Annotated in this window: 22 protein-coding genes and 1 riboswitch; of the genes, 14 read left to right on the top strand and 8 right to left on the bottom strand. The window is 57.7% G+C overall.

All coding sequences use genetic code 11. From position 1 onward, the window contains the following. Nucleotides 1-169 precede the first annotated feature (169 nt). The 4 genes from AALG83_06355 to AALG83_06340 are packed head-to-tail and all read left to right on the top strand — an operon-like array spanning nucleotide 170 to nucleotide 3,987. The gene (locus AALG83_06355) at nucleotides 170-1,324 is read left to right on the top strand and encodes a glycosyltransferase family 1 protein (protein MEY8382776.1); all 1,155 of its coding nucleotides are present in this window, start codon (nucleotides 170-172) and stop codon (nucleotides 1,322-1,324) included. Next, entirely contained in the window at nucleotides 1,321-2,454 is a 1,134-nt protein-coding gene (locus AALG83_06350) for a glycosyltransferase (protein ID MEY8382775.1), read from the top strand. Before AALG83_06355 ends, AALG83_06350 begins: the two co-directional genes overlap by 4 nt. Nucleotides 2,455-2,503: 49 nt before the next feature. Then, nucleotides 2,504-3,514: a hypothetical protein gene (locus AALG83_06345; GenBank protein ID MEY8382774.1), complete on the top strand. Its 1,011-nt coding sequence runs from the start codon at nucleotides 2,504-2,506 to the stop codon at nucleotides 3,512-3,514. Continuing rightward, the gene (locus AALG83_06340) at nucleotides 3,511-3,987 is read left to right on the top strand and encodes a DUF3592 domain-containing protein (protein ID MEY8382773.1); all 477 of its coding nucleotides are present in this window, start codon (nucleotides 3,511-3,513) and stop codon (nucleotides 3,985-3,987) included. Before AALG83_06345 ends, AALG83_06340 begins: the two co-directional genes overlap by 4 nt. A gap of 191 nt (nucleotides 3,988-4,178) precedes the next feature. Here AALG83_06340 and AALG83_06335 read toward each other — a convergent pair whose 3' ends face one another. Continuing rightward, nucleotides 4,179-4,742 carry an SIS domain-containing protein gene (locus AALG83_06335; protein ID MEY8382772.1) on the bottom strand — a complete coding sequence of 188 codons (564 nt, stop codon included), beginning with the start codon at nucleotides 4,740-4,742 and terminating at the stop codon, nucleotides 4,179-4,181. Between the two features lie 96 nt (nucleotides 4,743-4,838). Then, nucleotides 4,839-4,936: riboswitch (purine riboswitch) on the bottom strand. 82 nt (nucleotides 4,937-5,018) lie between these two features. Continuing rightward, nucleotides 5,019-6,740: a phospho-sugar mutase gene (locus tag AALG83_06330; protein ID MEY8382771.1), complete on the bottom strand. Its 1,722-nt coding sequence runs from the start codon at nucleotides 6,738-6,740 to the stop codon at nucleotides 5,019-5,021. Between the two features lie 164 nt (nucleotides 6,741-6,904). Here AALG83_06330 and AALG83_06325 point away from each other — a divergent pair, with 164 nt between their 5' ends. The 10 genes from AALG83_06325 to AALG83_06280 all read left to right on the top strand — a co-directional run bounded on the left by AALG83_06325 (nucleotide 6,905) and on the right by AALG83_06280 (nucleotide 16,622). Then, nucleotides 6,905-7,867, top strand: a complete 963-nt coding sequence (locus AALG83_06325) for a type I phosphomannose isomerase catalytic subunit (protein MEY8382770.1) — start codon at nucleotides 6,905-6,907, stop codon at nucleotides 7,865-7,867. Between the two features lie 15 nt (nucleotides 7,868-7,882). After that, on the top strand, nucleotides 7,883-8,953 hold the full coding sequence (locus AALG83_06320; GenBank protein MEY8382769.1) for a mannose-1-phosphate guanylyltransferase: 1,071 nt from the start codon (nucleotides 7,883-7,885) through the stop codon (nucleotides 8,951-8,953). 15 nt (nucleotides 8,954-8,968) lie between these two features. Further along, entirely contained in the window at nucleotides 8,969-9,745 is a 777-nt protein-coding gene (locus AALG83_06315; protein ID MEY8382768.1) for an ABC transporter permease, read from the top strand. A 12-nt stretch (nucleotides 9,746-9,757) separates the two neighbouring features. Further along, entirely contained in the window at nucleotides 9,758-11,089 is a 1,332-nt protein-coding gene (locus tag AALG83_06310) for an ABC transporter ATP-binding protein (GenBank protein ID MEY8382767.1), read from the top strand. Continuing rightward, on the top strand, nucleotides 11,082-11,486 hold the full coding sequence (locus AALG83_06305) for a hypothetical protein (GenBank protein MEY8382766.1): 405 nt from the start codon (nucleotides 11,082-11,084) through the stop codon (nucleotides 11,484-11,486). The genes AALG83_06310 and AALG83_06305 overlap by 8 nt, the downstream gene beginning before the upstream one ends. Continuing rightward, complete coding sequence (locus AALG83_06300; protein MEY8382765.1) at nucleotides 11,483-12,562, top strand: glycosyltransferase; 1,080 nt, start codon at nucleotides 11,483-11,485, stop codon at nucleotides 12,560-12,562. The genes AALG83_06305 and AALG83_06300 overlap by 4 nt, the downstream gene beginning before the upstream one ends. Continuing rightward, nucleotides 12,559-13,629: a glycosyltransferase gene (locus AALG83_06295; GenBank protein ID MEY8382764.1), complete on the top strand. Its 1,071-nt coding sequence runs from the start codon at nucleotides 12,559-12,561 to the stop codon at nucleotides 13,627-13,629. Before AALG83_06300 ends, AALG83_06295 begins: the two co-directional genes overlap by 4 nt. Before the next feature lie 3 nt (nucleotides 13,630-13,632). After that, on the top strand, nucleotides 13,633-14,841 hold the full coding sequence (locus tag AALG83_06290; GenBank protein ID MEY8382763.1) for a glycosyltransferase family 4 protein: 1,209 nt from the start codon (nucleotides 13,633-13,635) through the stop codon (nucleotides 14,839-14,841). Between the two features lie 21 nt (nucleotides 14,842-14,862). Continuing rightward, a complete protein-coding gene (gene galE, locus AALG83_06285) occupies nucleotides 14,863-15,870 on the top strand; it encodes a UDP-glucose 4-epimerase GalE (GenBank protein MEY8382762.1) in 1,008 nt (335 codons plus the stop codon). A gap of 116 nt (nucleotides 15,871-15,986) precedes the next feature. Continuing rightward, on the top strand, nucleotides 15,987-16,622 hold the full coding sequence (locus tag AALG83_06280; GenBank protein ID MEY8382761.1) for a superoxide dismutase: 636 nt from the start codon (nucleotides 15,987-15,989) through the stop codon (nucleotides 16,620-16,622). Nucleotides 16,623-16,779: 157 nt separating this feature from the next. Here AALG83_06280 and AALG83_06275 read toward each other — a convergent pair whose 3' ends face one another. The 6 genes from AALG83_06275 to thiW all read right to left on the bottom strand — a co-directional run bounded on the left by AALG83_06275 (nucleotide 16,780) and on the right by thiW (nucleotide 21,666). Further along, the gene (locus AALG83_06275; GenBank protein MEY8382760.1) at nucleotides 16,780-17,790 is read right to left on the bottom strand and encodes an asparaginase; all 1,011 of its coding nucleotides are present in this window, start codon (nucleotides 17,788-17,790) and stop codon (nucleotides 16,780-16,782) included. 92 nt (nucleotides 17,791-17,882) lie between these two features. Next, complete coding sequence (locus AALG83_06270) at nucleotides 17,883-18,788, bottom strand: patatin-like phospholipase family protein (protein ID MEY8382759.1); 906 nt, start codon at nucleotides 18,786-18,788, stop codon at nucleotides 17,883-17,885. Nucleotides 18,789-18,887: 99 nt separating this feature from the next. Further along, nucleotides 18,888-19,694 carry a bifunctional hydroxymethylpyrimidine kinase/phosphomethylpyrimidine kinase gene (gene thiD, locus AALG83_06265; GenBank protein ID MEY8382758.1) on the bottom strand — a complete coding sequence of 269 codons (807 nt, stop codon included), beginning with the start codon at nucleotides 19,692-19,694 and terminating at the stop codon, nucleotides 18,888-18,890. After that, nucleotides 19,691-20,338 (bottom strand): thiamine phosphate synthase, encoded by a 648-nt coding sequence (thiE, locus tag AALG83_06260; protein ID MEY8382757.1) that lies wholly within the window; start codon nucleotides 20,336-20,338, stop codon nucleotides 19,691-19,693. Before thiE ends, thiD begins: the two co-directional genes overlap by 4 nt. A gap of 43 nt (nucleotides 20,339-20,381) precedes the next feature. Beyond that, nucleotides 20,382-21,173, bottom strand: coding sequence for a hydroxyethylthiazole kinase (thiM, locus tag AALG83_06255; GenBank protein MEY8382756.1), 792 nt, complete (start codon nucleotides 21,171-21,173; stop codon nucleotides 20,382-20,384). Further along, nucleotides 21,160-21,666, bottom strand: a complete 507-nt coding sequence (gene thiW, locus AALG83_06250; protein ID MEY8382755.1) for an energy coupling factor transporter S component ThiW — start codon at nucleotides 21,664-21,666, stop codon at nucleotides 21,160-21,162. The genes thiM and thiW overlap by 14 nt, the downstream gene beginning before the upstream one ends. Between the last annotated feature and the right edge of the window lie 9 nt (nucleotides 21,667-21,675).

Here is a 21,675-nt window from a genome sequence, read left to right as displayed (position 1 = left end):
GCCCAAAACCGGCGGCTTTGCGGGGCGGATTGCAGGCAAAGCCGGCGCAAAAAATTTGTAACCGGCCGCAGAGAGGGGGAGGGGCGCACGAAAAGACGCCCAAAAGGTTTGCCATCCGGCGGGTTTTCGTATATGATGGAACTATCTATATGGAAAAGGACGCATTTGCATGAGAATCGAACTGGACGGGCAGCTTTTTGCCGAAAAGGAAAAGACGGGCATCGGCTTTGTGGCGCATCAGCTGGTATGCGAACTGCCGCGCATTTCCCGGGATGAAAAAGTGCTCGATTATTTTGCCAAGGGCTGCGGGGGCGAGCAGCTTGCGGCCATTGAACAATATCAGGAAATGGGATATGCCCTAAACCCCTGCCAGGTGATCAGCTCCCGGCACTATAAGATGATCTGGCCCTTCTTTCCGCTGGCCTTTCACCGCTTTTTCGGCAAGAAGGCAGATGTAACCTGCTTTTTCAATTTCTATGTGCCTCCGGGCGTTTTTGGCAAAAAGATCACCATCGTGCACGATATGGTGGTAAAAGCCTTCCCGGAGACCATGAACCTCAAAACCAAAATTATGCTGAAACTCTGCCTGAAAAAATCCTGCAAGCGGGCAGATAAGATCGTAACCGTCTCCCAGTTCAGCAAGGAGGAGATCGTCAAATACCTGAAAATTCCAGAGGAGAAGATCGTCGTCATGCCAAACGGCGTGGATCACAGCCTGTATCACCCGGGCTATGCCGCGGATGCCGTTGAGAAGGCCAAGCGGCGCTATCATATCGAGGGGGAATACTACCTCTATCTGGGGACGCTGGAGCCCAGGAAGAATATCGAGCGCATCGTGCAGGCATATGCCCGCTCTAAAAAGCCGGGCGGGCCGAGGCTGGTGCTGGCGGGCAGGAAGGGCTGGCTGTATGAGAGCATTTTCGCGGCTGTGCAGGAGCTGGGCATCGAGAGGGATGTGATTTTTACAGACTACGTCGCGGATGCAGACGTCCCTCTGCTCATGAGCGGCGCCAAGATTTTCCTCTTCCCCTCGCTCTACGAGGGCTTCGGGCTTCCGCCGCTGGAGGCCATGGCCTGCGGGACGCCTGTGGTTACGGCGAGCACGTCGTCGCTCCCTGAAGTGGCGGGGGATGCGGCGCTGCTGGCCGATCCGTATAGCGTGCGGGAGATCGCGGCGGCCATCGCGCGGCTGGAGCAGGACGAAGCTCTGCGCCAAAGCCTCATCCAAAAGGGGCTGGAGCGCGCCGCCCAGTTTACCTGGGAAAAATCCGCGCAGATTTTCTATGCCGCCATCAAGAGTGCGGCGGCGGAGGAGAAAAAATGAGCGAAAAAAAGTTGAGCATACTTCAAATCAACAAGCTCTATGCGCCGGATATCGGCGGTGTGGAGCGGGTGGCCCAGCAGATTGCCGAGGGGCTGGCCGGGCAGACGCAGATGCAGGTACTGGTCTGTCAGAAAAAGGGAGAGAGGAAAGAGGAGAAGGTGAGCGGCGTCCCCGTTATCCGCTCCAAAACTCTGGGCACGAAGTTTTCCATGCCCATCTCCTTCGGGTTTTTCCGGGATCTGCGCAGGCTTTGCAAAGGGCAGGATGTGCTGCTCTTCCATATGCCCTTCCCGCTGGGGGATTTGGCCTATCTCTTCTCGGGCTATCGAGGAAAGACCGCGGTCTGGTGGCATGCGGATGTGGTGCGCCAGAAAAAGCTGATGTTTTTCTACCGCCCGATTATGAACGCGTTTCTGCGCCGGGTAGACCGCATTTTCGTCGCGACCCAAGGGCATATCGAGGGCTCGGCCTATCTGGGGCCTTACCGGGAGAAATGCCGCGTCGTCCCCTTCGGGCTGAACGTGGAGGAATATAAAAAAGATGCCGCCAAAACTTCGCCGCTGGAAGAGCAGGGGCAGGAGGGGACGGTCAAATTCCTGTTCGTGGGCAGGCTGGTCTACTATAAAGGCGTGGATGTGCTGCTGCGGGCGTTTGAAAAAGTGCAAAATGCAGAGCTGTTTATCGTGGGCGGCGGCCCGCTGAGGGAGGAGCTGGAGGCAGAGGCCCGGCGCATGGGAAGAGAGGGGGCGGTGCACTTTCTCTCCGGCCTTTCGGATGCCCAGCTCAAAGCCTGCTACCGGGACTGCGATGTGTTCGTCCTGCCCTCGGTGGCCAGGAGCGAGGCCTTTGGCCTGGTGCAGCTGGAGGCTATGGCCTTTGGCCGGCCGGTCATCAATACAAACCTGCCCTCGGGTGTGCCATACGTCAGCCTGCATGGCAAAACCGGCATTACCGTGCCGCCGGAGGATGCCCAGGCGCTGGCAGATGCCATGCGCGCCCTGGCAGAGGATGCCGCGCTGCGGGAGGCTTACGGCAAAGCCGGGTATGAGCGGGTCTGCACCGAGTTTTCCGAGCAGCATATGATGGAGCTTTTGCTGGAGCAGATGCGCCGGCTGGCAGGCGGGGAATAGCCCTGCCGGGCAGGAGAGCGCGCGGGACCAGGAGGAGGCTTGCTGCGTCATGAATCAGCTGATTGTTCAGATTATCTTTTCCATCGCCCTGCTGCCGGCGAACCTTTGCTGTGCGTTTTGGCTGTTTCGGGAGGCGCTCAGCCTGACGGGCATGACCTTCCAGCAGTTTTTGGGCTATTCTTCGGATACGGTTTTTCCCAGCGGGAGAGCGGGGCTGAGAAGAAGGCGGCGGTTTTTGACGCGCTTTTTTCAGGAGAAGAGCCGCGAACCGGAGAAATCCATCCGGCTTTTATGGGCGTTTGGATACTGCACGCTGCCCGGGCTTGCGGCGCTGGTTTTGGCGCAGTATGCCGCGCTCTCCGGGCATCCGGATAAGCTGATGCACGCGCTTATCGGCAATCTGGCGCTTGTGCTGGTCAATCTCGGCATTGCCTGCGCAGGCAGGGTTTATAGAAAAAGGCACCCGCAGGATGCCCGGCTGGCGCAGGCGCTGAAGGCCCAGCTGGCGGAGGAAAAGGAGCAGGGCAGAAAAAGCCGCACCAGGAATATCATCGTGTATTCGATCGCCGGGGCATTTTTCTTCGCAATTCTGCTGGCCTTTCATTTGGGCATTGCGGGTGTATCCAGCGCCCGCCGGGCCGGCATGGAGGTTCATAGCGGGGATGTGAAAGCCGTCCTGGCCGAAAAGGGCTTTGAGACTGAGAACATCCCGGTAACCTACTGGTACTGGGATGAAGAACGGCTGATGTATGTGTGCTCGGGCATCAAAGGCGAGAGCAAATTTGAATTTTATGAGTATACGAGCGATGGGATGACGGAGAGCGTATACGGCAGAATCGTGCAGGATATCTCGCCGGATATGGATCCCGCCCAGCGCGCGAGCCATGAGACGCTGCTGCCGGATGGCATGAGGATCTTCTCTGCCTTCACAGACGGCGCATACCGCCTGGTGCTCTGCCAGGGCGATACGCTGGTCTATGCCTATTCGCCGGAATCCCTGGAAGAGATCAACGATATTTTGTTTGAACTCGGCTATCTGAAAGAGAGGCAGGGCGGGTGAGAAAAGGGGGCAAATTCGGCCGGGGCGTTTTGATTGCGGCCGGCTTGGTTTTTCTCTGCGCCGCGATCTATTTTCTCGTCTATGACGTATATGCCTACTGCCGCCAGTTTGAGCAAAAGGATTGGCCGACGGCCACAGCGACGGTTATCCACGTCGAGGCGCGCAGAGAGGGCAGGCGCGGGCACTACCACACGCGCTACGATATTTACTATCAATACGAGGCGGCGGGAGATCTCTATTCCGGCGCGGTTTACGGCCTGAATGCCGCAAGGCAGTACGGCGAGAGCTTTTCGGTCAAATACGATCCCAGCGCGCCCTCGGATTCGACGCACTATCTGGAGCCGGAGTTTGGGCTGTTGGTTTCGGGCGTTTTGGGTTTTGCGGTTTTTGGCCTTGCAGGCGGGCATATGGTGCGCAGTGCATGGCGCAGAGGGGGAAAGGGCGGCGCCCGGCGGCAGGATCAAAAAGCATGACAAAACGGCGCCGAATGCTGCCGCCTGCAGGCAGGTGTGCGGGAGTTTTGCGGCCGGGCGCCTCGAAACATCCGCCGCCCGTTTGCGCGGGCTGAATCCAAACATGCGCGGAAAAGCCCGGCGGTAGGCATGAGGCTGGCGCTCAAAGCGCAAAAAAAGACAAGGCCATGGCCTTGTCTTTTTGCTTGCTGTTATTCCAGGTTGTTGTGATACGTCCAGATGTCGTCCAGCGTCTGCCCCGTGCGGTACATGACGCAGTCCTCGATAAAGTCGTTTAAGATGAAGCCGACCTGGTAAGTCGAGAGGCCAAACGTGTGCGTCGGCTCTTTGGTGAGGTCGTCCTTGTCGTGCTCAACCGGCGGAATGACGACGTTGATATCCGCGAGCTTGCCCATGGTGGAATCCGGGTTGTTGGAAATCAGGGCGATTTTCGCGCCGACTTCTCTGGCCTTCTGGCAGATGACCGAGATGGTCTTGGTGCTGCCCGACTGCGAGAAGATGATGAGCAAATCCTCCTTGGTGATGGCGGGAGTGCTGTTGTCGCCCACGCAGAAAACCGTGCGGTTCAGATGCGCCATGTTCATGCCCAGAATGCGGACGATGTTGCCCGCTCTGCCCCAGCCCGAGACGAAGATGCGCGGCGTCTGCATAATCGCATCCACCAGCTCGTCAATCTGCGCCTGGTCGATGCCCATAAACTGCCGCTCGACGGATTCCAGCATCTCTTTTCTTCTCTTCAAAAAATCTACTTTCATGCTCTTGCTCCTTTGGGTTTTTCCGCACCTTTTTCAGAGGGCCCGCAAAACCGGCTGTGCGGCGGAAAATGCCGCGCAAACCCCGGCGCATGCCCGGTGGAAAGAACAAAAAGCTATAGTCAACTATTTACGGCAGTTGGTAGAGACGTTCAACCATATTATGAACATATATAACAAAATGCGGGTGCACCATTAGTATAGAAAAGCCGCCGGGGCTTGTCAAGCAAAACAAAGAGCCCTCTTCCGGGGAAAAGGGCTCCTGCAAACGGCCTCGCTTTAGCGGTAGCCGTCCATCGCTTTGGCATAGTGCGCCTGATACTGCTCCACCAGCGCCCGGGCCTGCTGCTCGCTGTCCGCCTTGACGGAGTAGTAGATCTTGAGCTTGGGCTCTGTGCCCGAGGGGCGGACGACCAGGCTGATATCTCCCTCCAAATCGAATTTGAGCACATCCGAAGAGGGCATATTGATGGGGGAGGTTTTGCCCGCGGCATCCGTCATCACGGAAGCCTTGTAGTCGCTCTTGCGCAGGACTTTGCGGCCCAGCACCTCCGCCGGGGCGTTTTCGCGGAAATCCGCCATGATTTTCTGCATGGTGGCAAAGCCCTCTGCGCCCTCGAAGGTGAAGCTTTGCAGGGCGTTCTGGAAGGCGCCGTATTTGGCGTAAAGCTCGTGCAGCACGTCCACCAGCGAGAGCCCCTGGGACTGATAGTAGGCAAACATCTCGCAGATGAGCAGAGAGGCGTTGACGCCGTCCTTATCGCGCACGAAGGAGCCGGAGAGATAGCCGTAGCTCTCCTCGAAGCCCCAGATATAGCGGTTTTCCTGGCCGTCCTTTTCCAGCAGGCCAATCTGCTCGCCGATGAATTTGAAGCCGGTCAGCGTGTTGCGCAGCTCCACGCCGTAAGCCTCGGCCACTTTTGCGGCCATCTCCGTGGTGACGATGGTCTTGACGGCCACGGGGTTTTCCGGCATCGTGCCCTTTTGCCGGCGCATCTTGCAGATATAATCGAAGAGCAGAACGCCCATCTCGTTGCCCGAGATCAGGCGGTAGCTGTCCCCGTCGCGCACAGCCGTGCCCACCCGGTCGCAGTCCGGGTCGTTGGCCAAAAGCAGGTCTGCGCCGAGTTTTTGGCAGTATTCCAGGCCCAGAGCCAGCGCCTCCTGGATCTCGGGGTTGGGATAGGGGCAGGTGGGGAAATTGCCGTCCGGCTGCTCCTGCTCTTTGACGACCGAGATGTTCGTGTAGCCGTTTTCCCTCAAAATGCGGGTAACGCAGCCCAGCCCGGCGCCGTTGAGCGGCGTATAGACGATGGCGACGTTCTTATCGATGCCCTCCGGCTGGAAGGCCTCTTTAGAAACGCGGTTCAGATAATCCGTGATAATCTGCTCGGAAATATACGAGATAGCCCCCTGCTCCAGCGCCTGCTCAAATTCCATGAGCTTGACGCCCTCAAACGTATCCACCTGGGAGATTTCCCCCAAAATGCTCTTGGCGGCTTCCAGCGTAATCTGGCAGCCATCCGCGCCGTAGACCTTATAGCCGTTGTACTTGGCCGGGTTGTGGCTGGCGGTTACGACGATGCCGCCGTCGCAGTGCAGCGCCCGCACGGCATAGGAGAGCGCAGGCGTGGGCATGAGCTGCTGGTAGAGATGCACGCGCACGCCGTTGGCCGCAAACACGCAGGCCGCCGTCTGGGCGAAGAGCGTGGATTTGTTGCGGCTGTCGTAGCCGATGGCAACAGAAGGATTTGTAAATTTTTTATGAAGGTAGCTGCAATAGCCCTGGGTCGCCCGGGCGACGGTGTGGACGTTGAGGCGGTTGGTGCCCGCGCCGATCACCCCGCGCAGCCCGCCCGTGCCAAACTCGAGGTCCCGGTAGAAGCGGTCGAAAATTGCGGCTTCATCGCCGGAAATCTGCTCCAGCTCCGCCTTCAAATCGGCATCCCGCAGCGGCGCGGAAAGCCAGAGCTGATAAGTTTCAAATGCCTGTTTTTGCATAATATCTCCCCTTGAAAAGTGTCGCCGGCCAGCGCGGCGCCTGAATATTCAAATTATAGTATAAAAAGCCCGGCGTTTCAAGCACTGCAACCTTGAAAGAAGGGCGGCCGTATGTTATACTGCAATCGAACTATCAATTTTTATGCAAGAAAAGCGAGAATGGCATGAAGTTAGAGCGGTATCCACTCAAAATGCGGCCGGCCTATAAGGATTCCCTTTGGGGCGGCGACACGCTGAAACGAAAGTTCGGCAAGGATTCGGGCCTAGCAGTTACAGCGGAAAGCTGGGAGCTTTCCACCCAGAGCGCCGGGCTGAGCATCATCGCAAACGGCGCTTATGCGGATATGACTTTTGCGCAGTATGCCGGCCAGTTCCCGGAGGCGGTTTCCCCGGATTTTAAAGCGGGGGAAAAATTTCCCATACTCGTCAAGTTTCTGGATGTGGAAAAACCCATCTCCATTCAGGTGCACCCGTCGGATGAAAACGCCGGCCCGGGCGAAGAGGGCAAGGCGGAGGCCTGGTATATCGTCTCGGCCAATCCGGGGGCGCGTATTTATTACGGCCTAAAGGAGCAAATTACAAAAGAAGAATTGAGAGAACACGCAGCAAACGGGACGATGGAGCAGGTGGTCAACCAGGCGCCTGTGCGGCCGGGGCAGGTTTGGTATAATCACCCGGGCATCGTGCATTCCCTGGAGGGCGGCGCGCTGGTGGCGGAAGTGCAGCAGAATTCGAATACGACCTACCGCGTCTACGATTTTAACCGCAAAGATGCCAGCGGCAATCTGCGGGAGCTGCATCTGGAAAAGGCGCTGGATGTCATCGACTATGCGCCCCAGCAGGGGGATGAGAACGCGGTTCTGAGCAAAAAGGCGGAGGGAAATGCGCTTGCGCCTTTGTTCGTTTGCCAGCATTTTAAGATGGAGCGGCTGGATGTGCAGGATCGGATTGACCTGTGCTGCGGGGCTCAGAGCTTTTATTGCCTGCTGTTCCTGGAGGGCGCCGGCAGCATCATCCATGCCGGGCAGAAATTCGATTTTACGGCAGGAGACTGCTATTTTATCCCGGCCGGGCTGGGAGAATACCGGGTGGAGGGCGTCTGCATGGCGCTGGCCGCTCATATCTAATAAAGGAGCAAACAAATGAAAATAACCGCACTGATTATGGCAGGGGGAAAGGGCGAGCGCTTCTGGCCCAGAAGCAGAACGCATCTTCCAAAGCAGTTTCTTTCGCTGACGGGCGACGGAAAGACGATGATCCAGCTGACGGTAGAGCGCATCTCGGGTCTGGTGGATATCGAGGATGTCTATGTGGCGACCAACCGGGCCTATAAGAGCCTGGTGCAGGAGCAGCTTCCGGGCATCCCGGAGCAAAACATCCTGCTGGAGCCGGTGGGCCGCAATACGGCGCCCTGCATCGGCCTTGGCGCGGAGCATATCGCAAAAAAATACGACGACGCCATCATGATGGTTCTCCCCTCGGATCACCTGATCAAGATGCCCGCGGTGTTTGCCGGGGTGCTGGAGCAGGGCGCGAAGGTCGCGCAGGAGGGGGAAAATCTCGTTACCATCGGCATCACGCCCGCCTATCCCGAAACCGGATACGGCTATATCAAGTTCGATGCCGCGGCGAAAAACGGCGGCGCCTACGCCGTCGAGCGGTTTGTGGAAAAGCCGGATCGCGCAACGGCAGAGCAGTATCTGGCCAGCGGCGACTATCTGTGGAACAGCGGCATGTTCCTATGGAAAGTCTCCTCCATCCGGGCCAATATCAAAAGATTCATGCCGGATCTCGCGGATTCTCTGGCCAAAATCGCGGCCAGCATCGGCACGGGCGAATATGAAAAAACGCTGGAAGCTGAGTTTACGGCCATCAAGGGCGAATCCATCGACTACGGCATCATGGAAAAAGCCAAAAATATCTATATCCTGCCCGGCAATTTCGGCTGGGACGACGTGGGCAGCTGGCTGGCTGTGGAGCGCATCAACCCCACGGATGAACACGGCAATATGGTGAAGGGCAATGTCGTCTCCTACGATATGCGCGGCTGCACCATCGAGGGCGGCGAAAAGCTCATCGCGGCTGTGGGCCTGCGGGATATCATCGTCGTGGATACGGTGGACGCGACGCTCATCTGCGATAAGCAGAGCGCCGGGGATATCAAGAAAATTTTGGAATCTCTGCGCAGCCAGGGCAGGGAGCAGTACCTTTAATCGGAAAGGCAGCAAATGAATATTTTTAAAGAACTTTACAACTACCGGCAGATGATCTTCAGCCTGGTCAAGCGGGATTTGCGCGGGCGGTATAAGGGGTCGGTCTTTGGCTTTTTGTGGACGTTTTTAAACCCGCTTTTGCAGCTGGTCGTCTATACGTTCGTGTTCGCCTTTTTGCTCAAATCCGACATCGAGAACTACTATCTATTTTTGTTCGTGGCGCTGATTCCCTGGCTGTTTTTCTCCACGGCCATCACGGGCGGTTCGGGCAGCGTATTGCATCAATCGGGCATGGTAACCAAAATCTACTTCCCGAGGGAAGTGCTTCCCATTTCGCATGTTACCAGCGCGTTTATCAACATGCTGTATTCCTTTATCGTGGTCTTTGCGGTGCTCATCATCGCCCGGGTGCCGGTGAACCCTGTGGCGCTGCTGTATCTGCCCGTCGTCCTAGTTGTGGAATATTTCCTGGCCCTTGGGATCACCATGCTGGTCTCGGCCATCACGGTCTATTTCCGGGATCTGGAGTTCATTTTGAGCATCTTCATGATGGCATGGCAGTATCTGACGCCCGTCATGTATGCTGTGGATATTGTGCCTGAGCATCTGCTGAAGATTTTCATGCTCAACCCCATGACGCCCATCACCATCGCGTACCGGGATATCCTCTATTATGCCAAAGCGCCGGATCTCTCCACGCTGCTGCTGGCCATCGGCATGAGCGCCGTGTTTATGCTGATTGGGTTCTGGGCGTTTGGAAGGCTGAAAAAGCGCTTTGCGGAAGAGATGTAGGGCGGTGAGAAAATGAGCGCAATCAAAGTAAGCAATGTCAAAAAACAGTTCCGGGTCTATCTGGACAAAGGCTCCAGCCTTAAGGAGCGGTTTTTATCCTTCAAGAGAAATAAATACGAGGTGCGCACGGTCCTAAACGGTGTGAGCTTTGAAGTGGGCCGGGGCGAGGCTGTGGGCCTCATCGGCCATAACGGCTGCGGCAAGAGCACGCTGTTAAAACTGCTGACGCGCATCATGTACCCAAACGAGGGCAATATCGAGATGAACGGCCGTGTCTCCAGCCTTATCGAGCTGGGCGCCGGGTTCCACCCGGATATGAGCGGCCGGGAGAATATCTATATCAACGCCGCCATCTTCGGCCTGACCAAAAGGGAAATCGATGCCCGGCTGGATGATATCATCGCCTTTTCCGAGCTGGAGGAGTTCATCGATAACCCGGTGCGGACGTATTCTTCGGGCATGTATATGCGCCTTGCCTTCTCCGTGGCCATCAATGTGGACGCGGATATTCTGCTCATCGATGAAATTCTGGCCGTGGGCGATGCCAACTTCCAGATGAAATGCTTCAACCGTCTGCGGGAGATCAAGCAGCAGGGCGTTACCATTGTGCTGGTTTCCCACGCGCTCTCGCAAATCGAGCAGATCTGCGACCGCACTATCTGGATCCAGGATGGCCTAATCCGCATGGACGGCAAACCCCGGGATGTGCATATGGCATATTCGGGCTTCATGGGCGAGAAGCGCCAGGAGGTCGCCAAAAAGGAAGAAGAGCGGAAAAGAAAAGAAGAGGAGCGCAAGAAGAAAGAGGAAGAGCACAAAAAGAAGGAAGAGGAAAAAAAGCGCAGGGAAGAAGAGGAGCGCAAAGAGGCCGAGAAAAACCCGGGGCTGGGGCTGCCGGGCAAGGTCAAGCGCTGGGGCAACGGCCTGGCGAAGATCGGGAATGTGTGCATGAAAAATGCCGCAGGCGAGGAGCGCATCGTCTTTACCACGGGCGAGAGCGTCACCATCGAGATGCACTATCAGGTGCAGCAGCCGGTGGAGGATGCGGTGTTTGGCTTTGGCATTTTCCGGGTAGACGGCGTGCAGTGCTATGGCTCCAATACCCGCATAGACCGATATGACAAGTTCGACCTCGGGCAGGATGGCGTTCTGCGCGTGCAGGTGGATAGCCTAGATCTCATGCCCGGAGCATATATGCTGGATGTTACCATCGAGCAGGAAATGGAGGTTCCGGTGGATTACTACCGGGATGCCGTGCGCTTTGAAATGCACTCCCCCTATTCGGATGTCGGGGTGAGCCGTTTGCAGCATACTTTTACTTGGGAGGAAGAGGAAAATGAGTGAGCAGGTCAATATCGAGCAGATTATGGAGGAAATCCGCCGGGAGATTCGCGAAAAGGGCATCTCACTGGATATCCCGGAATTTTCCGGCGCTTCGGAAAAGCCGGTGGCGGAAATTGCGCCCTTTGATATGAACGAATTTATGCAAAATGTTGTGGCCGTGGAGCGCAGCTACCAGGTGGAGCGCTATGCGCCCATCGTGGGCAACCCCATCGTCAAGCTGGTCAAGCGCGTGGTCCGCAAGATGATCAACTTCATCATTGCCCCGATTGTGGAGGATCAGAATGCGTTTAACGCCGCTGCCGCCAAGACGATTTTCTCTCTGCAAAGCTATATCAGCGAGCTGGAAAAGCGCATGAAGGAGCTGGAGAGCGCGAAGGAGCAGGGAGAGCGTAAATGAAAATTATCCAGATGCTGCCCTCCATCGCTTTTGGAGACGCGGTCAGCAATGATGCCATCGCGATCAAGAAAGTGCTCTCCCAGATGGGATATGAATCGCGCATCTATGCGGAAAATATTCACCATAAAATGCAGGGGCAGGCGCGGCCCTACCGCAAGATGGAGCGCATGAGGAAAAACGATGTGCTCATCTACCACAATTCCATCGGCACGGAGATGACCTTTGATTTCGAGAATTTCTCCTGCCGCAAGATCATGATCTACCATAATATCACGCCGCCCGCCTTTTTCGATGCGTACGACAACCGCTCCAAACGGCTGACGACCTATGGCCTGGCGGCTACAAAGTGCATCGCGGATAAGATGGATTACTGCCTGGCCGTCTCCGAGTTCAACAAGCAGGATCTGCGCGCCATGGGCTATACTTGCCCCATCGACGTCCGCCCGGTTTTCATCCCGCTGCTGGATTATGAGAAAAAGCCCAGCAAGAAGATTCTGGCGCGGTACGAGAACGACGGATACACCAATATCCTGTTCGTGGGACGCATCTCCCCCAATAAAAAGCAGGAAGATATTATCCGGGCCTTCTATTATTATAAACGAAATATCAACCGCAAATCCCGCCTGATCCTGGTGGGCAACAGCGCGGGTATGGAGAAATACTCCTATAAACTTAAAAATTATGTGGACGAGCTTGGCCTGGCGGATGTGGTCTTTACAGGCTCGATCCCCTTCGACGAGATTCTGGCCTATTACCATCTGGCGGATCTCTTCCTTTGCATGAGCGAACACGAGGGCTTCTGTGTGCCGCTGGTGGAGGCGATGTATTTCGATGTGCCAATTCTGGCCTATGCCAGCTCTGCCGTTCCCAGCACGCTGGGCGGCTCGGGCGTTTTGCTGGAGGAGAAGGATCCCGTCCTGGCCGGAGAGATGATGCACCGCATCCTGTCGGATGAGGCGCTGCGCCGGCAAATTCTGCAAAAGCAGAGAGAGCGCCTGAAAGATTTCTCCTTCGAGGCAGTCCGGGCGCTGTTTGAAGGGCAAATAAGCGCTTTTTTGGAGGAAACGAAACGATGAGAGTCATACAGATGGTTTCGGCGCTGCTGCCGGGAGACGCTGTTGGCAACGATGCGCTGGCCATCCAGCGGATGCTTTTGGAGCAGGGCTACGAGACGGGCATCTACTATCATCTTGCGCATAAAAAAACAGCCGCTCTGGGCAAAAACAGAGAGCATCTGCGGCTGACCGAGCAGGATGTTCTGCTCTATCACCACGCCACGGGAGACGATATCTGCTATCAGATGCAGGATTTCCCCTGCCGGAAGGTAATGATCTATCATAATATCACGCCGCCTGAATTTTTCGAGGGCTTTTCCAAGGAGACGCAGCGGGGGACGCAGGCCGGCATTCAATGCACGCAGTATCTGGCAGATAAGATGGATTACTGCCTGGCTGTCTCCGAGTTCAACAAGCAGGATCTGCTGCGCATGGGCTATACCTGCCCCATCGATGTGCGCCCCATCCTCGTCCCCTTCTCGGATTACGAGCAGGAGCCGGATGCGGCGACGTTGCGTCAATACCGCGACGGGGTTACGAACATCCTCTTCGTGGGCAGAATTGCCCCAAATAAGAAGTTTGAGGATATCATTCGGGCCTTCTACTACTATAAAACCCAGAAGAATCCCAATTCCCGCCTGATTTTGGTGGGCTCCTGCGGCGGCATGGAAAACTATCAGCAGGCGCTGGAGCAATATGTTCGGCAGCTTGGGATAGAGCAGAGCGTGGTCTTCAGCGGGCATGTGAGCTTTCCGCAGATTTTGGCTTTCTATCATGCGGCGGATCTCTTCCTTTGCATGAGCGAGCACGAGGGCTTCTGCGTGCCGCTGGTGGAGGCGATGTTCTTTGGCGTGCCCATCGTGGCCTATGCCAGCACGGCCATCCCCAGCACGCTGGGCGGCAGCGGCGCTTTGGCTCAAGAGAAGGACCCGGTTTTTGTCGGGGAGCTGATGCACCGCATCTTATCCGACGAGCAGCTCAAAGCGCAGCTGATCGCGGGCCAGAAAGAACGGTTGAAAGATTTTTCCTATGAGAAAATCAGCGCCCAGCTTACCGCATATCTGCGGGCGTTTATCGGGAGGGAATAAGAGATGCTCAAAAAAATCGCATTTGTGTGCCAGCGCTATGGGCTGGAGGTAAACGGTGGGGCAGAGCTGCATTGCCGCCAGCTGGCCGAGCGGCTGAATGAGTACTACGATGTCGAGGTGCTGACGACCTGCGCCGTCGATTATGTCACCTGGGAAAATGAATACTCCCCGGGAGAAGAGATGATAAACGAAGTGCTGGTGCGCCGTTTCCCCGCGGATTTCCCCCGGGATATGAAAATGTTCGGCGCGCTCAGTGGTGAGATTTTCTCCAATAAAATGCACTCGGCCAAGCAGGAGGAGGAATGGCTGCGGGCCCAGGGGCCGGTCAGCGGGCAGCTGCTCTCGTTTATCCGGGAAAATTACCGGGAATACCAGGCCGTCATTTTCATGACGTATCTATACTACCCGACGGCCGTGGGCATTTTAATCGATATCCCAAATAAACTGCTCATCCCCACTGCGCACGATGAGCCGCCCGTCTATCTGCGGCACTATAAGAAAGTGTTCAAGGCGCCTAAGGGCATCATCTATAACACCATCGAGGAACAGCGGTTCATCCAAAATAAATTCGGCAACGCGGATATCCCTTCGGTCATCTGCGGGGTGGGCGTGGATGCGCCGGATCCGGATGCGCTTCCCTCGGCTGAGGAATGCTTTGGCATAAAGGATGAGTATATCACCTATGTCGGCCGCATCGATGAATCCAAGGGATGCAAAGAGCTGTTCCGCTATTTCAGAGAGTATAAGCGCAAGCATCCGGGCAGCCTAAAGCTGGTTCTGGCGGGCAAGGCCGTGATGGACGTCCCAAGAGACCCGGATATCATCAGCCTGGGCTTTGTCTCGGATGAGGAAAAATTTGCACTGATGCGGGATGCCAAGTGCCTGGTGCTGGCTTCTGAGTTTGAGAGCCTCTCGATGGTCGTCCTGGAGAGCATGATCATGGGCCGGCCCGTGCTGGTCAACGGCAAATGCCTGGTGCTCCGGGGGCACTGCACCAAGAGCAACGCCGGGCTGTATTTTGAAAACTATGCCGAGTTCGAGGGCGCGCTTTCCTACCTGCTTTCGCACCCAGAGCAGTATGAGCAGATGCGGGAAAACGGCAGGAAATACGTCCGCGAGAATTACGACTGGAGCGTCATTCTGGAAAAAATCTGCGGCATGATCGAGAGCCTGGAGCCAGCCTGCAAAGAGGAAGAAGAGCAGGAATTTTAGCCGGGCCAGAGGGGGAGAGCAATGAGCATTTTAGTAACAGGAGGGACGGGCTATCTCGGCGCGCATACCTGCGTCAAACTGCTGGAGGCGGGCAGGGATGTGGTCATCATCGACAACCTGGTCAACTCCAAGGCCAATGTTCTGGATAGCCTGGAGCAAATCACAGCAAAGCGCCCGCTCTTTTATTACGGCGACCTTCGGGACAGCGCACTGCTGGATCAGATTTTCCAAAAGCATGAAATTGAGGCCGTCATCCATTTCGCCGGGCTCAAGGCCGTGGGCGAATCCGTGCAGAAGTCGCTGGAATACTACGATAACAACCTGGGCGGCACGCTGGCCCTGCTGGAATGCATGCAAAAGCACGGCTGCAAGCGCATTGTGTTCAGCTCTTCGGCCACGGTTTACGGCATGTATAACGCCGTCCCCTTCCGGGAAGATATGCCGACCTCGGCGACCAACCCCTATGGGCAAACCAAAGTGATGATCGAGCAGATGCTGCGGGATCTCTTTGCGGCGGATGCAGGCTGGGGCATCAGCATTCTGCGGTATTTCAACCCGCTGGGCGCGCACGAGAGCGGCCTGATTGGGGAGGACCCTAACGGCATTCCCAACAACCTGCTGCCCTATGTCGTGGGCGTGGCGGCGGGCCAATACCCCTGCCTGAATATCTTTGGAGACGATTACGATACGCCGGACGGCACGGGCGTGCGCGACTATATCCACGTGGACGATCTGGCGGCGGGGCATATCCTGGCGCTGGAGGCGCTGGAGCAAGGGCCGCGGCTGGATATCATCAATCTGGGGACGGGCAAAGGCTATAGCGTCAAAGAGGTGGCCAGCGCCTTCGAGCGGGCGACTGGCGTCCATATCCCCTGCAAGATTCAGCCCCGCAGGCCGGGCGATATCGCCACCTGCTATGCGGATGTTGCCCATGCCAGGGAATACCTCGGCTTTGAAGCGAAAAAGGATTTGGAGCAGATGTGCGCAAGCGCCTGGGCGTTTGCAAAGCGCAGGCTCATGCAAAAATAGCGCAGAAGGCGGGCCAGATAGCCCGCCTTTTTGGCGCCGCCCAGGAAAAAGGGAAATGCGCTGTATAATTTTGGCTTCCGGGAAGTAAGATAATAACAATCAAAAAGGAGGCTATCATGAATCAGAAATATCCCTTTGAAAACCCGCCGCTCCCATATGGCTACCGGGAGCTGGAACCGTTTATCGATGAACAGACGCTGCATTTCCACCACGATAAGCATTTGCAGACCTATGTGGATAACCTGAACGCCGCTTTGGAGCAGGACGCATCGCTGCAAAGCTGGACGCTGGAACAGCTCATCACAGGCGGAGAGCAGATTCCCGAATCCCTGCGCACCCCCATCAAAAACAACGCAGGCGGGGTCTATAACCATATTTTCTATTTCGACGGCATGGCGCCGCATCACCATCTGCGCCCGGAAGGGGAGCTGAAGCAGGCGCTGAATCGGGCGTTCGGCGGCTACGATGAGTTCTGGAAGCAGATGAAGGCGGCGGCGCTGGGCGTCTTTGGCTCGGGCTACGCATGGCTTTGCCTGAACCCAGAGGGCGAGCTGGTCATTTTAAAAACGGCCAACCAGGAAACGCCGCTCACCCATGGGCTTTGCCCCATCCTGACGGTGGACGTCTGGGAACATGCCTACTATCTCAAAAATCAGAACCGCAGGGGAGAATACCTCAATGCCTGGGCGCAGGTTATTGATTGGGAAAAGGCCGAACAGAAGTATTTGGAGTGCATTCAGGCGCAGAAATAGCAGGAGAACTTGCATCCATAATAAAAGGGCAGTGTAGATCGTTTCGGTCTGCACTGCCCTTTTTCTGATTTGCGCCTGCTGCTTGGCAAAACAGGGGTGGCGATCGCTCGCCCTTCTCTGTCTGATGTCGCCCAAGATCCTTTTGCCTGCGCCGCGGCTAGCGTTCGGCGTCCTCCGGGGCAAAGAGATCGAAAGAAACCGGGGTATAGAAAAGCCGGGCGATGCAGTCCGGGTCCCTGGTCTGGCCGAGAATCCACATGAGCTTGGTCAGCACGGCCTCTGTCGTCATGTCGTAAGCCTCGATCATGTCGTAGGCCTCCTTGATGCGGTGGCCGACCTGATAGACGGCCATATCGCTGCCCTCGGAGGGAACCTGCGTCGTCATGATGATGGTCTTGCCCGCCCGGGCGCCCTCTGCAATGACGGCGGGAAAATCGCAGTATTCGTTGTGCGGCACGCCGCCCACCCCGTAGCTTTCGATGATGACGCCGTCGTTTTGCGCCAAAAGCTGGGAGAGAAATTCCGGCCCCAGCCCGGGCGTCAGCTTGAGCAGCGCGACTTTGGGGTTGAGCGTTTGGTAAATGCGCATCTCTCCCCGGGGCACTTGCGGGATATAGGTGATGACCCGCCCATCCTGGATGACGGCGGGGCAGGGATAGTTGATGGAGGAAAAGGCGTTGTGGCTTTTGGTGCGGGTTTTGCGCGCCCGGGTGCCCAAAATCACCTTGCCGTCAAACACGATGTGCACGCCGGCAGCCTCTGGGCTGGCGGCATAGAGAAAGCTATCCGTCAGGTTGGTTTTCGCATCGGTGATTTCCAGATCGATGGGCTTCTGCGCCCCGGTGATGACGATGGGCTTGGGGCAGTTCTGGATGAGATAGGAAAGCGCGGCCGCCGTATAGGCCATGGTATCCGTGCCGTGGCAGATGACGAACCCGTCGTAGGCCGTATAATGCTCCGCAATGGCGGCGACGATTTTCAGCCAGTGCCCGGGCCAGATATTCGTGCTGTCCAAATTGAAAAGCTGCAGGGTGTCTACCGTGCAGAACTCCTGTACGCCGGGCACATACTGCAAAACCTCCTGGGAAGTCAGCAGCGGCTCCAGGCCGCCGCCCATCCGCCGGGAAGCGATGGTTCCGCCTGTGGCGATCATGAGAATTTTCTTCATCGTCTGCCTCCTTTTCTCTTATGATAGCAAAAAGCGGGCAAAAAATACACCCCGCAGGCCAAGATTGCGGGGCGGGATTCACGCTTTTGAGCCTACGGGCAAAGATAGGAAAAAATTGCCGGGGCCAGGGCGCAGAGCGTATCGCGGTAGCCCAGCCGCATATGCCCATCGATGGCGCCGCGGGAAAAATTCACCGCCCCCGCTCCCTTGACGGGCTCCAGCGAGGCGGATGGGCGCAGGTTCAGGATTTTCGGGCCGCCGCCCCCGACAGTGCAGTCCGGCGCATCCGGCTGCAAATGCACCACAAAAACGGCGTCCAGATCGTGGGCGAGCAGCGGCAGAAGCGGGGTGTTATCCGCGTTGGCCGAAGGATAGGCGCGGGTGTTGATTCCGCCGTCTGCATAGGCTTTGCCGCGCAGTAAAACAGGCGGGAAGACGTAGGGGATGGCGCAGGAGGCCAGCGTCGCCCAAATAATCTCCGCGTCCGTGAGCGCCTTGAGCGCGAAATACTCCGGGCGTCCCTGGGCGATGTCGTAGGCGCAGACATAGAGCGCCGGGCGGGATTGCCGCAGGGCGGCAAAATCCAGCTCCCGCTCCAGCATGGCCTTTAGGCCCTGCTGGGTAAAGAGGCTCTTGCCCTCCCTGGAAATATACTCCAAAACCGCGTCGAAATCCCGCAGACGAATGCCCTGGGCGGAAAGTTCGCGCCAAAGCTGGCGCAGACGGGTGCGGTCCTCCTTTTCGGCGCGGACCAGCACGTCTTTGAAGCCGATATTCTCCCAAACCCCGGGGCAGAGCTCTTTGCGCCCCAAGGCGAAGGCCAGCGTGTTGAGCGCGCCCACGGAAGTGCCCGAGACGGCGCAGACTTTATCCGCAATATCCAGCTCATAGAGCGCCTGGATCACCCCGGCCTGATAAGCCCCCTTGGCGCCGCCCCCGGCCAAAACCAGCCCCAAGCGGGCGTTGTTCCATTTTTCTGTGCGTGGTATCTGAATCATGCTTACTCTCCTGGCAAAAGTGTACGGCGAAAAGCGGGCAATGTCAAATGCAAAAAAAGGCGCGGAGGAATGCTTCCCCTGCGCCTTTCTCTTTTCTGCCTAACCTTCCAGCCAGGGCAGGCCGGGCCGCATGGCATAGCAGTGGTTGAGCGGGCCGTTGCCCCGGCCCAAATCCATGCCGTCCATCAGCGCGCCGGTAACGTAGTCCTTGCCCCGGCGGACGGCATCGGGCAGTGCCGCTCCGGCGGCCAGGTTGCAGGCGATAGCGCTGGAGAGCGTGCATCCCGTGCCGTGGGTGTTCTCGGTTGGGATGCGGGGCGAGGAAAACCAGTGGCATGCTCCGCCGGCAAACAGCAGATCGTCCGCAGAGCCGCCGGAATGCCCGCCCTTGACCAAAATCGCGCTGGGATAAATCTCGGAAATTTTGCGCGCCGCGGCGATCATATCCTCCGGGCACTCAATGCGCAGGCCACAGAGCGCCTCGGCCTCGGGGAGATTGGGGGTGAGCAGCGTCGCCAGGGGCAAAAGCTCCCGGCAAAGCGCCCCGGCGGCATCGTCTTCCAGCAGTTTGCTGCCGCTGGTCGAGACCATCACAGGATCGACCACGATATTTTTCGGCGCATACTCCCGCAGTTTCTGCGCAATGACCCGAATCAGCGGGACACTGCCCACCATGCCGATTTTGACGGCATCCGGGAAAATATCCGTGAAAATGCAGTCCAGCTGGCTGGCCAGAAATTCCGGCGTGCTCTGCAAAATGCCCGAAACGCCCGTGGTGTTTTGGGCGGTCAGGGCGGTGATGGCGCTCATGCCATACATCCTGTGCGCGGCGATGGTTTTCAGATCTGCCTGAATGCCTGCGCCGCCGCTGCAATCACTGCCGGCAATCGTCAAAACTTTCTTCATTGTGCTCCTCCGATCATCTGGCGGCTGAGCGCCAGCAGGCGCCGGGTCGCCGCCGCCTTATCCTTTTGGGAAAACAGCGCCGAAATCACCGCCACGCCGTCCGCGCCCGTGCCGCATAGCTGCAAAATGTTCTGCTCGCCGATGCCTCCGATGGCGACGATGGGCAAATCCACTGCCGCGCAGATGGCGCGCAGGGTCTCGTGCGGCAAAAGGCCGGCGTCCTTTTTGGTCTGCGTGCCAAAGACAGCGCCGCATCCCAGGTAATCCGCCCCGGCCTCGGCGGCCGCCAGCGCCTCCTGCACGCTGTGCACGCTGGCGCCGATGATCTTCTCCGGCCCCAGCATCTGCCGGGCCTTTTGGATGGCCATGTCGCCCAGCCCGATGTGTACGCCGTCTGCGCCGGACTGCACCGCCACAGAGACGCTGTCGTTGATGATGAGCGGAACGCCATGGCGCCGGCAGATGGGCAGAAGCCGCTGTGCCTGCTCCAAAAACTCCTGTTCGCCCAGGTGTTTTTCCCGCAGCTGGAGCAAAGTCGCCCCGGCGGATAAAATCTCCTCCACAGCCTCTTCCAGGCTCTGGCCGCCCAGATGCGAGCGGTCTGTCACGGCATAGAGAAGCATGTGCTGTTTGGTTATCTTCATGGTAAATTCGCCTTTCTGTCTGTGCGCGCCTATGCGCGCGGGTCTAGCACTGTTCCAGCTGGCCGGGCGCCATCCGGCTGGCGGCGTCCAATAGATACATATGCAGACTGCCTGTGCCCGCACCCTGGGCTTCCATGCGTGCGGCCGCCAGCTCTGCGCATTTTTTCCAAAAAACCGCTGCGGCCGCCGCCGCTTCCAGCGGATGCGCCGGATTTGCGGCCAAAAATGCCCCGGTCAGCGCCGAAAGCATACACCCGGCCCCGGTAATTTTGGCCATGGCCGGGTGGCCGCCTGGAATGCGCAGAGTGCGCCGGCCATCCGTGAGAAAATCACTCCCGCCGCTTTGCAGGATAACCGTGCCAAAGCGCCGTGCCGCCAGCTGAGCCAGATGGGTATCCTCTGCCATGCCCGAATCCACGCCGCAAAAGGCCGGGTTATCCCCCGCCAGAACGGAGATTTCCGCGCTGTTGCCCCGGATAACGGCAAACTGGAGCGTCTCCAGCAGACGGCCAATCTGTTCCCGCCGGAAAGTACTGGCTCCAATGCCCACGGGATCCAGCAAAACCGGGGTGCCTGCCTTGTTCGCCGCCTGCCCGGCCGCCAGCATAGCGCAAAATTTTGCCGCAGAGGGGATGCCGGTGTTTAGCACCAGCGCGCCGCAGTTTCGGGCAATTTCTGCGGCCTCCTCCTCGGCCTCTGCCATGATGGGGCGCGCGCCCGCGGCCAAAAGCAGGTTGGCGCAGTCGTTCTGGCTGAGGGTGTTGGTGATGACGTGCACCAGCGGCGCGCTTTTTTGCACTGCCGCCAGCGCTTCTGCCGGGCTAGGCGCGCTCATTGGCAAAGCGCTCCAGCGCGTGGGTTTTCTGCAAAGCGAAAACCAAGGCGGCGGCCAGAAGCGTCCCGCCGGCCGTGCTGACGAAGAAGGGGAGCACGTAAGTAAACAGCGCGGCCTGCTTGGCCATGACCAGCGTGGCCAGCGGATAGGCCAGCATCCCGCCCAGCAGGCTTGTCCCCAGCACTTCGCCGAGATACGTCAGCGGCAGGTTTTTGCGGTAATGGTAGATCAGCCCGCAGACCAGCGCGCCGCACATGCTGCCCGGAAACGCCAGCAGACTGCCCGTGCCCAGCAGAACCCGCAGCAGGCTGGTGAGAAACGCCATGCCCACGCCATACCACGGCCCCAGCATGACAGCCGCGAGAACGTTCACCATATGCTGAATGGGGAAGCACTTGGAGGCGCCCACAGGGATGCTGAAGGGCGAGCACGCCACGCCCACAGCGATGAGCAGGCCGGCCAGCACGAGTTTGCGCAAATTCTGTCTTTTCATAAAAACCTC

Source organism: Christensenellaceae bacterium 44-20, assembly GCA_041223705.1.
Lineage (GTDB): Bacteria > Bacillota > Clostridia > Christensenellales > Christensenellaceae > QANA01.
This window is presented reverse-complemented; position numbering and strand designations above follow the sequence as displayed.

Bases quoted from the DNA above. Each gene is read 5' to 3' on its own strand.
- thiW (MEY8382755.1), bottom strand. From the start codon at position 21,666: ATGAAAAGACAGAATTTGCGCAAACTCGTGCTGGCCGGCCTGCTCATC.
- galE (MEY8382762.1), top strand. From the start codon at position 14,863: ATGAGCATTTTAGTAACAGGAGGGACGGGCTATCTCGGCGCGCATACC.
- AALG83_06325 (MEY8382770.1), top strand. From the start codon at position 6,905: ATGAAGTTAGAGCGGTATCCACTCAAAATGCGGCCGGCCTATAAGGAT.
- AALG83_06315 (MEY8382768.1), top strand. From the start codon at position 8,969: ATGAATATTTTTAAAGAACTTTACAACTACCGGCAGATGATCTTCAGC.
- AALG83_06290 (MEY8382763.1), top strand. From the start codon at position 13,633: ATGCTCAAAAAAATCGCATTTGTGTGCCAGCGCTATGGGCTGGAGGTA.
- thiE (MEY8382757.1), bottom strand. From the start codon at position 20,338: ATGAAGATAACCAAACAGCACATGCTTCTCTATGCCGTGACAGACCGC.
- AALG83_06295 (MEY8382764.1), top strand. From the start codon at position 12,559: ATGAGAGTCATACAGATGGTTTCGGCGCTGCTGCCGGGAGACGCTGTT.
- AALG83_06320 (MEY8382769.1), top strand. From the start codon at position 7,883: ATGAAAATAACCGCACTGATTATGGCAGGGGGAAAGGGCGAGCGCTTC.
- AALG83_06350 (MEY8382775.1), top strand. From the start codon at position 1,321: ATGAGCGAAAAAAAGTTGAGCATACTTCAAATCAACAAGCTCTATGCG.
- AALG83_06275 (MEY8382760.1), bottom strand. From the start codon at position 17,790: ATGAAGAAAATTCTCATGATCGCCACAGGCGGAACCATCGCTTCCCGG.
- AALG83_06355 (MEY8382776.1), top strand. From the start codon at position 170: ATGAGAATCGAACTGGACGGGCAGCTTTTTGCCGAAAAGGAAAAGACG.
- AALG83_06305 (MEY8382766.1), top strand. From the start codon at position 11,082: ATGAGTGAGCAGGTCAATATCGAGCAGATTATGGAGGAAATCCGCCGG.
- AALG83_06345 (MEY8382774.1), top strand. From the start codon at position 2,504: ATGAATCAGCTGATTGTTCAGATTATCTTTTCCATCGCCCTGCTGCCG.
- AALG83_06270 (MEY8382759.1), bottom strand. From the start codon at position 18,788: ATGATTCAGATACCACGCACAGAAAAATGGAACAACGCCCGCTTGGGG.
- AALG83_06335 (MEY8382772.1), bottom strand. From the start codon at position 4,742: ATGAAAGTAGATTTTTTGAAGAGAAGAAAAGAGATGCTGGAATCCGTC.
- AALG83_06310 (MEY8382767.1), top strand. From the start codon at position 9,758: ATGAGCGCAATCAAAGTAAGCAATGTCAAAAAACAGTTCCGGGTCTAT.
- thiD (MEY8382758.1), bottom strand. From the start codon at position 19,694: ATGAAGAAAGTTTTGACGATTGCCGGCAGTGATTGCAGCGGCGGCGCA.
- AALG83_06330 (MEY8382771.1), bottom strand. From the start codon at position 6,740: ATGCAAAAACAGGCATTTGAAACTTATCAGCTCTGGCTTTCCGCGCCG.
- AALG83_06300 (MEY8382765.1), top strand. From the start codon at position 11,483: ATGAAAATTATCCAGATGCTGCCCTCCATCGCTTTTGGAGACGCGGTC.
- AALG83_06280 (MEY8382761.1), top strand. From the start codon at position 15,987: ATGAATCAGAAATATCCCTTTGAAAACCCGCCGCTCCCATATGGCTAC.
- thiM (MEY8382756.1), bottom strand. From the start codon at position 21,173: ATGAGCGCGCCTAGCCCGGCAGAAGCGCTGGCGGCAGTGCAAAAAAGC.